12 protein-coding genes are annotated in these 12,347 nt (G+C 75.6%); 6 read left to right on the top strand and 6 right to left on the bottom strand.

The genetic code is table 11. The features are described from left to right. Positions 1-45: 45 nt before the first annotated feature. Positions 46-471: a contact-dependent growth inhibition system immunity protein gene (locus ACZ60W_RS16755; protein WP_469756063.1), complete on the bottom strand. Its 426-nt coding sequence runs from the start codon at positions 469-471 to the stop codon at positions 46-48. A gap of 56 nt (positions 472-527) precedes the next feature. Next, a complete protein-coding gene (locus tag ACZ60W_RS16750) occupies positions 528-1,703 on the bottom strand; it encodes a hypothetical protein (protein ID WP_469756062.1) in 1,176 nt (391 codons plus the stop codon). A gap of 285 nt (positions 1,704-1,988) precedes the next feature. Here ACZ60W_RS16750 and ACZ60W_RS16745 point away from each other — a divergent pair, with 285 nt between their 5' ends. Both ACZ60W_RS16745 and ACZ60W_RS16740 read left to right on the top strand, forming a co-directional pair. After that, positions 1,989-2,684, top strand: coding sequence for a type 1 glutamine amidotransferase domain-containing protein (locus tag ACZ60W_RS16745; protein WP_469756061.1), 696 nt, complete (start codon positions 1,989-1,991; stop codon positions 2,682-2,684). An 89-nt stretch (positions 2,685-2,773) separates the two neighbouring features. Continuing rightward, positions 2,774-3,724, top strand: a complete 951-nt coding sequence (locus ACZ60W_RS16740; protein WP_469756060.1) for a LysR family transcriptional regulator — start codon at positions 2,774-2,776, stop codon at positions 3,722-3,724. A gap of 30 nt (positions 3,725-3,754) precedes the next feature. Here the strand turns inward: ACZ60W_RS16740 and ACZ60W_RS16735 are convergent, their stop codons facing one another. Beyond that, on the bottom strand, positions 3,755-4,909 hold the full coding sequence (locus ACZ60W_RS16735) for a sensor histidine kinase (protein ID WP_469756098.1): 1,155 nt from the start codon (positions 4,907-4,909) through the stop codon (positions 3,755-3,757). Between the two features lie 297 nt (positions 4,910-5,206). On the opposite strand from ACZ60W_RS16735, the gene ACZ60W_RS16730 reads away from it, so the two are divergent. Together ACZ60W_RS16730 and ACZ60W_RS16725 are read left to right on the top strand one after the other, a co-directional pair. Next, complete coding sequence (locus ACZ60W_RS16730) at positions 5,207-5,761, top strand: GlcG/HbpS family heme-binding protein (protein WP_469756059.1); 555 nt, start codon at positions 5,207-5,209, stop codon at positions 5,759-5,761. Positions 5,762-5,869: 108 nt separating this feature from the next. Continuing rightward, on the top strand, positions 5,870-6,484 hold the full coding sequence (locus ACZ60W_RS16725) for an ankyrin repeat domain-containing protein (RefSeq protein WP_469756058.1): 615 nt from the start codon (positions 5,870-5,872) through the stop codon (positions 6,482-6,484). 21 nt (positions 6,485-6,505) lie between these two features. Here ACZ60W_RS16725 and ligA read toward each other — a convergent pair whose 3' ends face one another. Continuing rightward, a complete protein-coding gene (gene ligA, locus ACZ60W_RS16720; RefSeq protein WP_469756057.1) occupies positions 6,506-8,581 on the bottom strand; it encodes an NAD-dependent DNA ligase LigA in 2,076 nt (691 codons plus the stop codon). Positions 8,582-8,787: 206 nt separating this feature from the next. After that, positions 8,788-9,684, bottom strand: a complete 897-nt coding sequence (locus tag ACZ60W_RS16715) for a TSUP family transporter (protein ID WP_469756056.1) — start codon at positions 9,682-9,684, stop codon at positions 8,788-8,790. 93 nt (positions 9,685-9,777) lie between these two features. Here ACZ60W_RS16715 and ACZ60W_RS16710 point away from each other — a divergent pair, with 93 nt between their 5' ends. Beyond that, the gene (locus tag ACZ60W_RS16710) at positions 9,778-10,557 is read left to right on the top strand and encodes an AraC family transcriptional regulator (protein ID WP_469756055.1); all 780 of its coding nucleotides are present in this window, start codon (positions 9,778-9,780) and stop codon (positions 10,555-10,557) included. A 48-nt stretch (positions 10,558-10,605) separates the two neighbouring features. On the opposite strand, the gene ACZ60W_RS16705 is transcribed toward ACZ60W_RS16710, so the two are convergent. Continuing rightward, complete coding sequence (locus ACZ60W_RS16705; RefSeq protein WP_469756054.1) at positions 10,606-11,298, bottom strand: maleylpyruvate isomerase family mycothiol-dependent enzyme; 693 nt, start codon at positions 11,296-11,298, stop codon at positions 10,606-10,608. A gap of 71 nt (positions 11,299-11,369) precedes the next feature. On the opposite strand from ACZ60W_RS16705, the gene ACZ60W_RS16700 reads away from it, so the two are divergent. Next, positions 11,370-12,308 (top strand): LysR family transcriptional regulator, encoded by a 939-nt coding sequence (locus tag ACZ60W_RS16700; RefSeq protein WP_469756053.1) that lies wholly within the window; start codon positions 11,370-11,372, stop codon positions 12,306-12,308. Positions 12,309-12,347: the final 39 nt, after the last annotated feature.

Here is a 12,347-nt window from a genome sequence, read left to right as displayed (position 1 = left end):
ATCTCTGGCTCGGATCGTTGGCTCACTGCGGGTTCCTTCGCCTGGTCAGCGAAGCGATTCAGTCCGGGCGACGAAGCGGGCGAGCTCCTCGGTGGCGCCGCGGGGCAGGCTGGCCGCCGCTGCCTCCGGCAGGGTCATGACCACGGTGCGCAACCGTATTGCTAGGTCAGGGAACAGGGCCCATGCCGAGGCCGGAGCGTTCACAGCGGCAAGCAACAGGTCACCCTCGTAGAAATAGGCGTCAAGCATCGGCTCATCAAGCAGCAAGCGCACCGCGAGCGGAAGAACGTACGGCAGTGCCACCTGCTGAGAGACCAGGGTGCGCAGATCCGCCGGACCTAGTTCGCCCAGCGGAACGCCCCGCAACTCATGCACCTTGCGGACCAAGTGGGTCGCGTCAGAGGCAGGGGGCACCCAGCGAGGTGGGTCCAGCGCATCGAGCGTACGGCCGAGGTGCAGCAGATGGTCCATGGTTCATTGTTGCCAGAACAGGCAGGAAATCCCTGACAAGATCCGGAAGAGACGGCCTAGGTGAGGACCCACCGGGGCGGGTGGCCTCCGTCGGCCTGGCACACGAAGACGTGCAGGTCGCGGTCGCGGCCGAAGCGGAGCCGGGTGGGGGTGACGACGGCGGGTGCGCAGCGGGCCTGGGTCGGGTCGCCGGTGGTCGGCTCGCGGTCCTCCAGGGGGATCCAGCTGCGCGTCCCGCCGTCCGACTCGTAGCCCTCGGCGGTCAGGAGCAGGCGTGTGGGGGCGGCGCAGGCCGTGCAGGCGAGGGTCATCGGGCCGGTGGAGGGCCAGGAGGGGAAACCTCCGACCCGCCAGCCGGGCGGGATGGACAGGTCGTACTGGTAACAGCGGGCGTCCGGCCCGTGCGCCGCCGTCTGGTCGTCGTCCCAGGCGTCGATCCGCGCGATCAGGCCGGCGGGCAGGGTGTCGTCCTCCGCCCAGGGGTAGGCCGTCACCTGTTCGGGGTGGGTCACGCAGGGTTCCGGGAGCTCCTCCTCCGAGGGGAGGAGGGGGATTTCCGGGGGTGTGCCGAGGAGGCCACCGGCGCGCTCGGCGTCGGCTGCCCGCCGCCACGTCAGGTGGTAGCGGCTCTCCGGGTACGAGCCATGGCTGAGCGGGCAACGGAAGAGCTGCACGAGGTCCTCGCCGTCGGGTCCTGCGGCGAGGTCGGGGACGTCGCGGCGGAACAGCTGGGCGAGGGCCACGAGGGGTACCGCGGACGGCCCGGACTGCCTCGGGGAGCCGGACCGCGCGGGGAGGCCGGTCGGCTCCGGGGACCCGGACGGCCCCGGGGCGCCGGTCGGCTCCGGGGGTCCGGACTCCCCCGCGGCTCCGGTCGGCCCGTGGTGTGCGGCCGGCTGCCGGGCCTGCGACGGGTGCGGCGCCGGGGCGGCGGACGGGGGCCGGTGCGCGGCCGGCCGTGGCTGCGCCCGTCGACGCTCGGCCCGGGAGCCGTCCGCCCTGGCGCGGCGGACCTCGTCCGGGGCGTAGCCCTCGGTGACGGGGCCGTGGGTGTCGTCGCAGGTGGGCCACGGCTCGTCGGCGGGCCACAGCAGGGGGCCGCCGACGTGGGTGTCGTGTGCGCCGGGCTGTCCCCGACGGGGGTGCAGCCGGGTCGTCGTGCCGCGGTGCGCGGCCAGCTCGGGGAAGACCGCCTCCACGTCCACCGGCCGGGCCGGGGTGGTTCTCGTCATGGAGGGACGGTACGCGGCGCGGGTCGTGCGCCGCCGGGCGGGACGGCGGGGGCGACGCCCGTTCCGTGGTGATCCCTTCGGGGTCGCCGCTATTCCCCGGTGATCCATCGGGATGCCTATGCCGGACATCGGTTTCTCCATTGGTGGGCCTCGCGGGGCGGGTCTACGTTCGAGGACATCGCCGCACGGACGGTCCGGACGCGAGGGGCAGCCCTCGTGGAGCGTCTCGGCGCACGGCCCCGGTCCCGGTGCCGTGCAGGCCCCACCCCTGGAGTGACCGACACCATGGCCAAGATCCTTTTCGTGATGACCGGCGCCGACCACTGGACGCTCGCCGACGGCACCGAGCACCCGACCGGCTTCTGGGCCGAGGAGGCGGTCGCCCCCTACGAGGCGCTGACGGCCGCCGGGCACGAGATCGTCGTCGCGACGCCGGGCGGCGTCGTCCCCACCGTCGACCGCGGCAGCCTCGCGCCGGAGGCCAACGGCGGCCAGGCGGGTGCCGACGAGGTGGCCGCGGCGCTCGGCCGGATGGACGAGCTGAAGAGCCCCGTCCGGCTGGAGGACGTGCGGCTCGACGACTACGCCGCCGTCTTCTACCCCGGCGGCCACGGACCGATGGAGGACCTGGCCGTCGACGCGACCTCCGGTCGTCTGCTGGCCGAGGCCCTCGACTCCGGCAAGCCGCTCGCGGTCGTCTGCCACGGGCCCGCGGCCCTGCTCGCCGCGACGCGGGAGGACGGCTCGAACGCCTTCGCCGGCTACCGCGTCGCCGCGTTCACCAACGCCGAGGAGACCCAGGCCGGGTTCGCGGACAAGGCGAAGTGGCTCCTGGAGAGCCGTCTCGTCGAGGCCGGCGTCGACGTGCGGGTGGGCGAGCCGTGGGTCCCGAACGTGGTCGTCGACCGCAACCTCTTCACGGGCCAGAACCCGGCCTCCTCCGCGCCGCTCGCGGCCGAGGTCGTCAAGAAGCTCGGCTGAACGGGCGTGCCCGGGCGGCCGGGCACGGGCCCCTGGGTGCCGCCGGCCTCGGGACCGCCGCGCCGCCGGTCGGTGGGTAGGGTCGACGGGTGACCCCTTCGTCTCCCGAGGGCGGCCCGGCGGCGCCGTCCGGCGCCGCCGTCGTGTCGGACCTGAACCTGCTGCGCACCTTCCTGGCGGTCTACCGTTCCGGGTCGTTCACGGCCGCGGCCGGACTCCTGGGCCTGTCGCAGCCGACCGTGACCGCGCAGATCCGCTCCCTGGAGCGCCAGACGGGCCGCGAGCTGTTCGCGCGTCTCCCGCGGGGCGTCGCCCCCACGCCCGTCGCCCACGACCTGGCCGCGCGGGTCGCCGGACCGCTGGACGCGCTGACCGCGGCGGCCGGGCAGGACGACGCGTCACCGGAGGAGCGGGCCGCGCCGGTGCACCTGGCGGGCCCCGCCGAGCTGCTCTGTACGCGGGTGCTGCCCGTGCTGGCGCCGCTCGCCGCCGACGGGGTGCGGCTGCGGATCGTCCCCGGCCTCACCGAGCCGCTCCTTGAGGAGCTGCGCGCGGGCCGTCACGACCTGGTCGTCGCGACCTTCCGGCCGCGCGGGCGGACGTTGGTGGCCGTCCCCCTGATGGACGAGGAGTTCGTGCTCGTCGCGGCGCCCGCCTGGGCCGCCGTCGTCGGGGACCGGGTCGGGCGGGAGGGGCCGGTCGCGCTGCAGGCCGTCCCGCTGGTCGCGTACGCGGAGGACGTTCCCCTCGCCCGGCGCTACTGGCGGCACGTCTTCGGCGTCCGGCTGACGCGGTCGGCCGCCGTCACCGTGCCCGACCTGCGCGGCGTCCTGGCGGCGGTGACGTCCGGTGCGGGGTTCTCCGTCCTGCCGCGCTACCTGTGCGAGGCGGAGCTGGCGTCGGGCGCGCTCGTGCTGCTCCACGACCCCGACGACCCGCCCATCAACACCGGTCATCTCGTGCAGCGTCCCGGCCGGCCGGACAACCCGGACGTCACCCGGGTCCGTGACCTGCTGGTCGAGGCGGGACGCGGCTGGTGACCCTGCCCTCGGGCGACCCGGGCCCCCGGGTCAGACCGCGGGGGTGAGGGGGATGGCGGCGGAGAGCACCGTGCCCTCGCCCGGGGTGGATTCGACGGTGAGGGTGCCGCCGAGCTGCTGGGCGCGGACGCGCATGGCGGGCAGGCCGTGGCCGCGGACGCCGCCGGGGGTGTCGGCGGGGTCGAAGCCGTGGCCGTCGTCGGCGACGTCGAGGACGACCTGGTCGTCGAGGTAGGTGAGGGTCAGGGCGGCGGAGTCGGCTCCGGCGTGTTCGCGGATGTTGGCGAGGGCGCCCTGGGCGATCCGCAGCAGCGCCGACCGCACCCGCTCCGGCAGGGCAGTCGTGGGGACGCCGTCCTGGTGGAAGTGGGCGTGGAGGGTGTCGGTGCTCTCCCGGTCGACGAGGGCGCGCAGGGCGTCCTCGAGGCTCGCGCCGTCGGCGAGGTCGGCGGGCGCGAGGTCGTGCACGAAGCGACGGGCCTCGGTGAGGTTGTGTTCCGCGATGGACTCGGCGGTACGGATGTGCCGGCGGGCGGCCGCGGGGTCGCTGTCCCACAGCCGGTCGGCGGCCTGGAGCAGCATCTTCTGGCTGGAGAGGCCCTGGGCGAGGGTGTCGTGGATCTCCATGGAGAGGCGCTGCCGCTCGGCGAGGGTGCCCTCCCGCCGTTCGGTGGCGGCGAGTTCACGGCGGGTGCGGACGAGGTCGGTGACGGCGGTCCGCAGCCGGTCGGCCTGGCGCTGGGAGTAGACGAAGACGGCGGTGGCGACGGCGGCGCCGGCCGGGGGCGCGAAGAGGAGGTTCGGGTCGAAGCCGAAGCGGAGCCGCAGCTTCAACTGGCCGGCCACGACGCAGGCGGTGATGAGCGCGGCCAGCAGGATCGCGGACCGGGTCCGCAGGGAGCGCAGGCTCGTGTAGTAGAGGGGCACGGCGCACCAGGCGAAGCTCGGGGCGAGCATCACCAGGGCGAACCACGACCCGATCACGGCGGTGAGCCAGAGCAGGTGGGGCGGGGTGCGGCTGCCGGGTGCGGGGGCCCGGCGGGGGCCGAGGATCGGGCCGAGGACGTAGAGCAGGGCGAGCACGGCGGCGAGGGCGACGACCCAGGGGGTGGCGGGGGCGCCGGGGTGGACCATCAGGTAGCGGGTGAGGGACGAGCTCAGGAGGACGAAGAAGGCCACGTGCATCACGGTCGCGAGCCAGCCGGAGTCCGGGTCGGCGTCGTCCGTGCCCAGCGGCGACCGTTCGTTCGTGCGCACCACTCGCTCCTCGCCTCGGGCCGGTCCTCCCCCGGGCCAGGCTATCCGGATTGATCTATTCCGCATCAACCGATCGGCTGACCCCCGTGTCCCCCGCCGGGTGCGCCGGCCGAAGCCCGTAGGCCGACCGCCGGGGCACCTCGCCGCGCCCAGGATGGAGTGCAGAGCGGGAACACAGAGCTTCCCGAGCCCCCGACGGGGCGAGTCCCGAAGGAGCCGAAGACCATGAAGAAGCCGTCCCCGCGCACCCGCGTCCTCACCGGCACCCTCGTCGCCGCCGTCATCGCCGCCGGCACGTTCGGCGCCGTCTCGGCGAACGCCTCCGCCCCGGCCGCGGCGCCCGCCGCGCTCACGGCCCACGCGGGGAACGCGAACCTCCAGCAGTCGACGCACCTGACGATCGAGGCCGCCACCAAGGCCGCGCAGGCCACGCTGGACGCCGCCGAGAAGGAGAACCAGCGGGTCTCCGTCGCCGTCGTCGACCGCAACGGCAACACCCTCGTCACCCTCCGCGGCGACGGCGCCGGCCCGCAGTCCTACGCGTCCGCCGTGAAGAAGGCCTACACCGCCGTCTCCTGGAACGCCCCCACCTCCGAGCTGGCCAAGCGCCTCACCAACGCCCCCACCCTCAAGGACATCCCCGGCACCCTCTTCCTCGCCGGCGGCGCCCCCGTCACCGCCAAGGGCGCCCCCGTCGCCGGCATCGGCGTCGCCGGCGCCCCCTCCGGCGACCTCGACGAGAAGTTCGCCCAGGCCGGCGCCGCCACCCTCGCCGAGTAGGCGCCGGTCCGGACCCGCCGACCGGCGGCCCGGCACCCCTGACACCGGCGGCACCCGTCCCCCCGTACGGGTGCCGCCGGCCCTGCCCCGTGGACCTGGAGGACCGAGATGCGCGACGTCGACCGCCGCCTGCTGGCGGCAGCCCGCCGGGGTGACGCCCAGGAGATCCGTGTCGCCCTGCACGAGGGCGCCGCCGTGGAGACCCGCGACGAGGAGCTGCGCTCCCCCCTCCACCTGGCCTCGCTCGGCGGCCATGTCGAGGCCGCCCGCGTCCTGGTCGAGGCCGGCGCCGACCCCGACGCCCGGGACCGCCGCCACGACAGCCCCTGGCTCGTCACCGGCGTGACCGGGAACGTGGCGATGATGCGCGTCCTGCTGACCGCCGGACCCGACGTGACCCTGCGCAACCGCTTCGGCGGGACGGCGCTCATCCCCGCGAGCGAACGCGGCCACGCCGCCTACGTCCGCGCGGTCCTGCGGGAGACCGCGATCGACGTCGACCACGTCAACGACCTCGGCTGGACGGCCCTCCTCGAAGCGGTCATCCTCGGCGACGGCGGCCGTTCCCACCAGGAGGTCGTCGAGACCCTCCTGGCCGCCGGGGCCGATCCCGGCCTCGCGGACGCCGACGGAATCCCGCCCCTGCGGCACGCGGAGCGCCGCGGTTTCACCGAGATCGCCGCCCTGCTCGGCGCGGCGGGCGCCGCCTCCCCCGTGGCGTGACCCCGGCTCCGCCGCCGGACCTCAGCCCAGGAAGTCGGCCACGAGCGCGGCGAACGCCTCCGGGGTCAGGACCTCGACACCGAGCTCCGCGGCCTTGACCGCCTTCGAGCTCGGCTTGCCGCTCGCGGACGGCGCGGCGACCAGATGCGTCGTACGGGAGTTGACGCTGCCGCCCACCCGGCCGCCGGCCTTCTCGATGAGCGCGCCCATCTCGGAACGCCCCCAGCCGTCGAGCGGACCCGTCATCTTCCCCGTCACGACGACGGTCGTGCCCGTCAGCGGCCCGTCGGCCGGCTCCTGCGAGGTCTCCGGCCGCGGTTCGGTCATGCTGACGCCGGCGGCGATCAGCTTGTCGATCACGGGGGCGAGCGCGGCGACCTGCTCCACGATGACCGGCGCCTTCTCCGGACCGATGCCGTCGACCTCCTGGAGCGCCGCGGCGTCGGCCGCGCGGATGGCCTCCATCGTGCCGAAGTACCCCGCGATGCGACGGGACATGCTGCGCCCCGTGCCCGGGATGCCCAGCGCGCAGAAGACCCGGCTGAGGGGCCGCGCCGCGGCGAGACGGATCTGCCCGGCCAGCTTCGCGCCGCGCTTGGCGCTGCCGGAAGCGGCCGTCAGCTGCTCCTCGGTGAGGGTGAACAGGTCGGCGACGTCGCGGACTTCGCCGCTCGCGACGAGGGCGTCGACGTACTTCCTGCCGAGGCCGTCGATGTCGAGGATGTCGCGCCCGGCGGCGTACTCGATCAGCGGGGCGAGCGCGCAGGCGGTCCCCTTCGCGCAGCGCCACCGCTCCTGGCCCCGGTCTATCTCCCCGCCGCAGTGCGGGCACTGCGCGGGCAGCGGGACGGGCGCGGCGCCCTCGACGCGCAGCTCGACGACCGCCGCCTCGACGCGCGGGATGATGTCGCCCGCCTTGTGGACCGTGACGGTGTCGCCGATGTGGAGGTCGCGGCGGAGGATGTCCGCGGGGTTGTGCAGGGTCGCGCGGGTGACGGTGGAGCCGTCGAGCTCGACGGGGGCGAGGATCGCGGTGGGCGCGAGGACGCCCGTGCGCCCCACCTCCCAGACCACGTCGAGGAGCAGGGTCTGCCGCTCGACGGCCGGGAGCTTGTAGGCGATGGCCCAGTAGGGGAAGCGGCTGCCGACGCCGACGGCCGCCTGGTCGGCCGCGCTGTCGGCCTTGATGACGACGCCGTCGATGCCGAACGGGAGGGCGGCGCGCATCGCGGCGATCGCCTCGACCCGCTGCCGCGCCTCCTCCAGCGTGTCCACCACGTGGAGTCCGGCCGGGGTCGTGGCGGTCGTCCGGACGCCGGCGGCCTCCACCGCGGCCAGCGTCTCGGCGTGGCCGGCGCCGGCGGGCGGGAACGCCCCGCCGTCGAGGGCGACCGCGCCGTACGCCCAGAAGGTCATCGCCAGCCGGTAGGGCCGGTCCTTGGCGCGCAGGGTGCCCGCCGCGCCGTTGCGCGGGTTGGCGAAGACGGCGGCGCCGTGCGCGGTGCGCACCTCGTTCGCGGCCTCGAACTGCGCCTGGGTGAACAGGACCTCGCCCCGGGCCTCGAACGTGAGGGGTGCCGGCAGCCGCTCGGGCAGTCCCTCGATCGTGCCGATGACGTGGCTGACGTCCTCCCCCTGCGTGCCGTCGCCGCGGGTGATGATCTGCACGAGCCGTCCGTCGCGGTAGCGGGCGGCGACGGCCGCGCCGTCCATCTTCGGCTCGACGGTGAACCCGCCGGTCGGCTCGTGGCCGAGCCGGCGCCGGAACGAGGCTCCCCAGGAGTCCAGTTCGCCGGGCGTGAAGACGTTGTCGAGGCTGAGCAGGCGGGCGGTGTGCGCGACGTCGCCGACCGGCGCCGCCCCGTCGGCGACCCGGCCGGTCGGCGAGGTCTCCGCGACGGTGTCGGGGTGCGCCGCCTCCCACTCCTTCACCGCCACGAGCAGCCGGTCGTACGTGGCGTCGTCCATGAGGCTGTATCCGGCCCCGAAGTACGTCCGGGACGCCTCGCGCAGCCGCTCGACGGCGGCCTCGTACGCGGCGCGGTCCGACAGGACGGGCAGGCTGGAGCACGCCTCGACGGCGGAAGTGATCGTCATGCGGATCATCCTTGCCCACGGCACTGACAACGCCCTCCCGGCGGCGCCCGGTCGGCCTGCGGGCCGGTGTCACCGCAGGTCAGCCGCACGGCGGCCCGTGGAGCCGTACGCCCCTCAGGTCGGCCCGTGGAGCCGTACGCCTCGCAGGTCGGTCCCGGGAGCCGGGTGCAGGGCCGGCCTGCCTGCGGGCTCCTGCCCGCCCCGGGTCAGCTCGTCGGGCCCTGGTGCACGGAGGGGTCCGACAGCGCCATCGCGACCGCCACGACGGTGAGCAGGCCGACGTACGACCAGGCGTGCGCGCGGTCGGGGATGCGGGGCGGGCGGCGCCGGAGGAGCGCGATGACGGGAAGGGCGCCGAGGAGCAGGGCCGCCGCCGCGCGGGGGTCGATCAGGCCCACCAGGCCGGCGGCGGCAGGGTCGGTGAGCGGCGGGGAGCCGGCGAGGGAGAGCAGGGCGGCCGGGAGCGCGATGGCGAGGGTGAGGGGGTTGGCGAGGGCCGTCGCCCTGCGCATGGGATGACCCGCCCGGCGCATCGCGGGGACCGTCATGACGCTGCCGCCCACGCCGAGGAAGGCGGCGACCGCGCCGATGGGAAGGCTGGTCGGGGCGGGCAGCGGCCGGCCGGGGGTGACCATCAGCAGCGGGACGCACCGTCGGCCGCGGACGCCGGCCGTCGCGCCGTCGGGGGCGACCCCGTCCCGGCGGGTCGCGGTCGGCGGTCGCAGGAAGCCCGGGCGGAGCAGGAGGTCGGCGGCGGTGAGGGCGACGTACGCGACGAAGGCCCAGCGGGCGAGGCCCGCGGGCGCGAGGCGGGCGGCGCCGGCGCCGAGGCACGCACCGGCCGCGAGGAGCACGAGGAGCGGGCCGGTGCCGCGGAGGGCGAGGAGGTCGCGCCGCGGGGTGACGGCGGTCGCGAAGGCCGCGCCCGCCACCATCACCACGGCGGAGGTGGCCGTGGCCACGCGCACCGCGTCCGCGCCGAGGGCGCCGTCCGCCCACACCACGACCGGCACGGCGACGAACCCGCCGCCGAACCCGAACAGCACCGTCGTCGCCCCGGTGAGGAGCCCGATCGCCACCAGCACCGCCATGTCCACGTCCATGGACTCCACCCCACCAGCCCACCCCGCGTGCCGGCATGCGAAGGTCGGCGGCATTCCTTCGCGTCTCGGCCGGCCGGTGGATACGGTGGCCCGGTGAAGAACATCGCGCTGGACGACGTCGACCACGTCGACCGGGCCGTGCTGCCGCTCGGCACCGACTATCCGGACGGGCACCTCCTCGACTGGCACGAGCACCGCCGGGCACAGTTCCTCCACGGGGCGACCGGCGTCATGGTCGTCGACACCGCCGACGGCACGTGGACCGTCCCTCCCGCACGGGCCGTGCTGATACCGGCAGCCACCGCGCACCGGGTGCGGATGCTCGGTGTGAGCACCCGCAGCCTGTACGTGGAACCCGACGCCGTCCCGTGGTGGCCCACCCGCTGCACGGTCGTCGACGTACCGCCGCTCCTGCGCGAACTCCTGCTCTCCGCCTCCGACTTCACGGCCGACTACAGTCTCGCCGGGCGGGAGGGGGCCCTCGCCACCCTGCTCCTGCACGAGATCGCCGCGCTCGCCCCGCTGCCCTTCCACGTCGACATCCCCGCCTCCGGCGACCTCGCGGCCCTGTGCCGCGCGTACCTGGCCGCCCCGGACGTCGGCGTCACCAACGCCGACTGGGCCGCCCGCGCCGCGCGGAGCGAGCGGTCCTTCACCCGGCGCTTCCGTGCCGAGACCGGCGAGAGTCCCGCGGTCTGGCGGGCCCGCGCCCGGCTCCTCGCCGCCGTCCCCCTCCTGCGCACGGCCTCGGTCACGGAGGTCGCCGGACGCCTCGGCTACGCCTCGCCGGCCGCCTTCACCGCCGCGTTCACCCGCGCCTTCGGCCTCCCGCCGTCCCGCTTCGGCAGCGCCCGTACGGCCGCGCGCCCCTGACCCGAAGGCCGCCCGGTCCGGGCCGACAGGGTCTGATCGCTGCCCTGTTCACCCGCGCCAGGTCCGTGCGGCGACGAACGGGTCGCCGGGCTCCGCGCGCAGCCGGCCCGGCGGAAGCCGTCGGCCGTACGCCAGCAGGAGCAGGTCCTGCGCGGCCCCGCGCACCGGCCGTCCGGTGCCGAAGCCCCAGTCGAGGTCGTCGGCGCGCAGGGCCACCCCGTCGAGGCCGGCCCGGAAGAACCGGACGGTCCGGGCGTCGACGCTCCCGAGGAGGATCTCCAGACGGTCCCCGGGGACCCTGCGGTCGAGGCCCAGGGCGACGGTCACGTCCAGGCCGTGCACCACGTCGTGCCCCAGGGCCGCCGTGAGGCCGCCGACCGGCGGGCGCCACGGGTGGTCCGCGTTGTCGCGGAGCAGTCCGGCGAGCGCCCGGGTGGAGTGGGCGGCCGCGTCGGCGCGGGCGCACCGGTCGGTCATGCGGTGGAGATCGCCGCGCGCCCGGAGGAGTTCCCACGCCGTCCTGGGGAGCGAGTGGCGGAACCCCATCGACATGTGGGCGACCACCTCCCGCACCCGCCATCCGTCGCACAGGGTCGGGGCGTCCCACGCCTCGGGCGGCAGCCCGTCCAACAGGTCGGCGAGAGAGCGGCGTTCGGCGGCGATGGCGGCCTTCACCTCGCCCGCCGGTCGTGGGTGTGCCGTGGTCGCGTGCGCCGCGTTCGCGCGTGTCTTCCTGCCCATGCCTCCAAGGTTTCCCGCCCGGCCCTCATACGTCCAAGACATGGTGCGTCTCACTCCTAGAATCCATGGTTATGGAGCTACGTCACCTGCGGTACTTCGTCACCGTCGTCGAGCAAGGCGGCTTCACCCGCGCCGCCGAGCGGCTGCACGTGGCGCAGCCGGGGGTCAGCGCCCAGATCCGGCAGCTGGAGAAGGAGCTCGGTCATGCGCTGTTCGACCGTTCCGGCCGCTCGGTCGGCCTGACGGAGGTGGGCGCGGCCCTGCTCCCGCACGCCCGGGCCGCCCTCCGTGCCGCCGAGGCGGTCCGTCGGACCGCCGACGAGTTCACCGGACTCCTGCGCGGCCGGGTCACCCTCGGTCTCGTCTCGGGTTCGGGCGCGGCGGCCGACGCCTTCGGCCTGCCCGCCACGCTGGCCGGCTTCCACGAGGCCCACCCCCGGGTGGAGATCGCCCTGACGGAGGACTCCTCGGACCGGATGCTCACCGCCCTCCACCGGGGCGACCTCGACATCGCCGTCGTCGGACTCGCGGACGAGGAGCCGCCGCCCGGACTCTCCTGCCGGGTCCTCGCCGACGAACCGGTGGTGGCCGCCGTTCCCGCCGGGGATCCGCTCGTCGGGTCTCCGGCCCGCTCGACCGTCCGCCTGGCCGCACTCCGTGACCGTCCGCTGATCAGCCTCCCGCGGGGCACCGGACTGCGCGCGGTGTTCGACCGCGCCTGCGCGCGAGCGGGTTTCCAGCCGCACATCGCCTTCGAGGCCGCCGCTCCGCCCTTCCTCGCCGGGCTCGCCTCCCACGGGCTCGGCGTCGCCGTCGTCCCCGGCGCCCCGGACGAGGGCGCCGAGGCCCACGGACTGCGCACCCTGGAGATCGTCGAACCCCGCCTACGCGCCCGCGTCGCCCTGACCTGGCGCACCGGCGGCCCCTCGACCCCCGCCGCGGCGGCGCTCCTGGAACTGCTGCGGAGCAGGCCGCCGTTTCCGACGGCCGGCGCCACGAGCACACCGTGAACTCCGTTCTCCCGAGCAGCAGTTCCGGGGAATGAGCTT

It is taken from the genome of Streptomyces sp. NPDC104202, from assembly GCF_055584185.1.
This window is presented reverse-complemented; position numbering and strand designations above follow the sequence as displayed.

What these genes read in the sequence shown, in the direction of transcription:
- ACZ60W_RS16730 (WP_469756059.1), top strand. Translation starts at nt 5,207, where the DNA reads ATGAAGAAGCCGTCCCCGCGCACCCGCGTCCTCACCGGCACCCTCGTC.
- ACZ60W_RS16715 (WP_469756056.1), bottom strand. Translation starts at nt 9,684, where the DNA reads ATGGACGTGGACATGGCGGTGCTGGTGGCGATCGGGCTCCTCACCGGG.
- ACZ60W_RS16755 (WP_469756063.1), bottom strand. Translation starts at nt 471, where the DNA reads ATGGACCATCTGCTGCACCTCGGCCGTACGCTCGATGCGCTGGACCCA.
- ACZ60W_RS16750 (WP_469756062.1), bottom strand. Translation starts at nt 1,703, where the DNA reads ATGACGAGAACCACCCCGGCCCGGCCGGTGGACGTGGAGGCGGTCTTC.
- ACZ60W_RS16745 (WP_469756061.1), top strand. Translation starts at nt 1,989, where the DNA reads ATGGCCAAGATCCTTTTCGTGATGACCGGCGCCGACCACTGGACGCTC.
- ACZ60W_RS16700 (WP_469756053.1), top strand. Translation starts at nt 11,370, where the DNA reads ATGGAGCTACGTCACCTGCGGTACTTCGTCACCGTCGTCGAGCAAGGC.
- ACZ60W_RS16705 (WP_469756054.1), bottom strand. Translation starts at nt 11,298, where the DNA reads ATGGGCAGGAAGACACGCGCGAACGCGGCGCACGCGACCACGGCACAC.
- ACZ60W_RS16725 (WP_469756058.1), top strand. Translation starts at nt 5,870, where the DNA reads ATGCGCGACGTCGACCGCCGCCTGCTGGCGGCAGCCCGCCGGGGTGAC.
- ligA (WP_469756057.1), bottom strand. Translation starts at nt 8,581, where the DNA reads ATGACGATCACTTCCGCCGTCGAGGCGTGCTCCAGCCTGCCCGTCCTG.
- ACZ60W_RS16735 (WP_469756098.1), bottom strand. Translation starts at nt 4,909, where the DNA reads ATGCACGTGGCCTTCTTCGTCCTCCTGAGCTCGTCCCTCACCCGCTAC.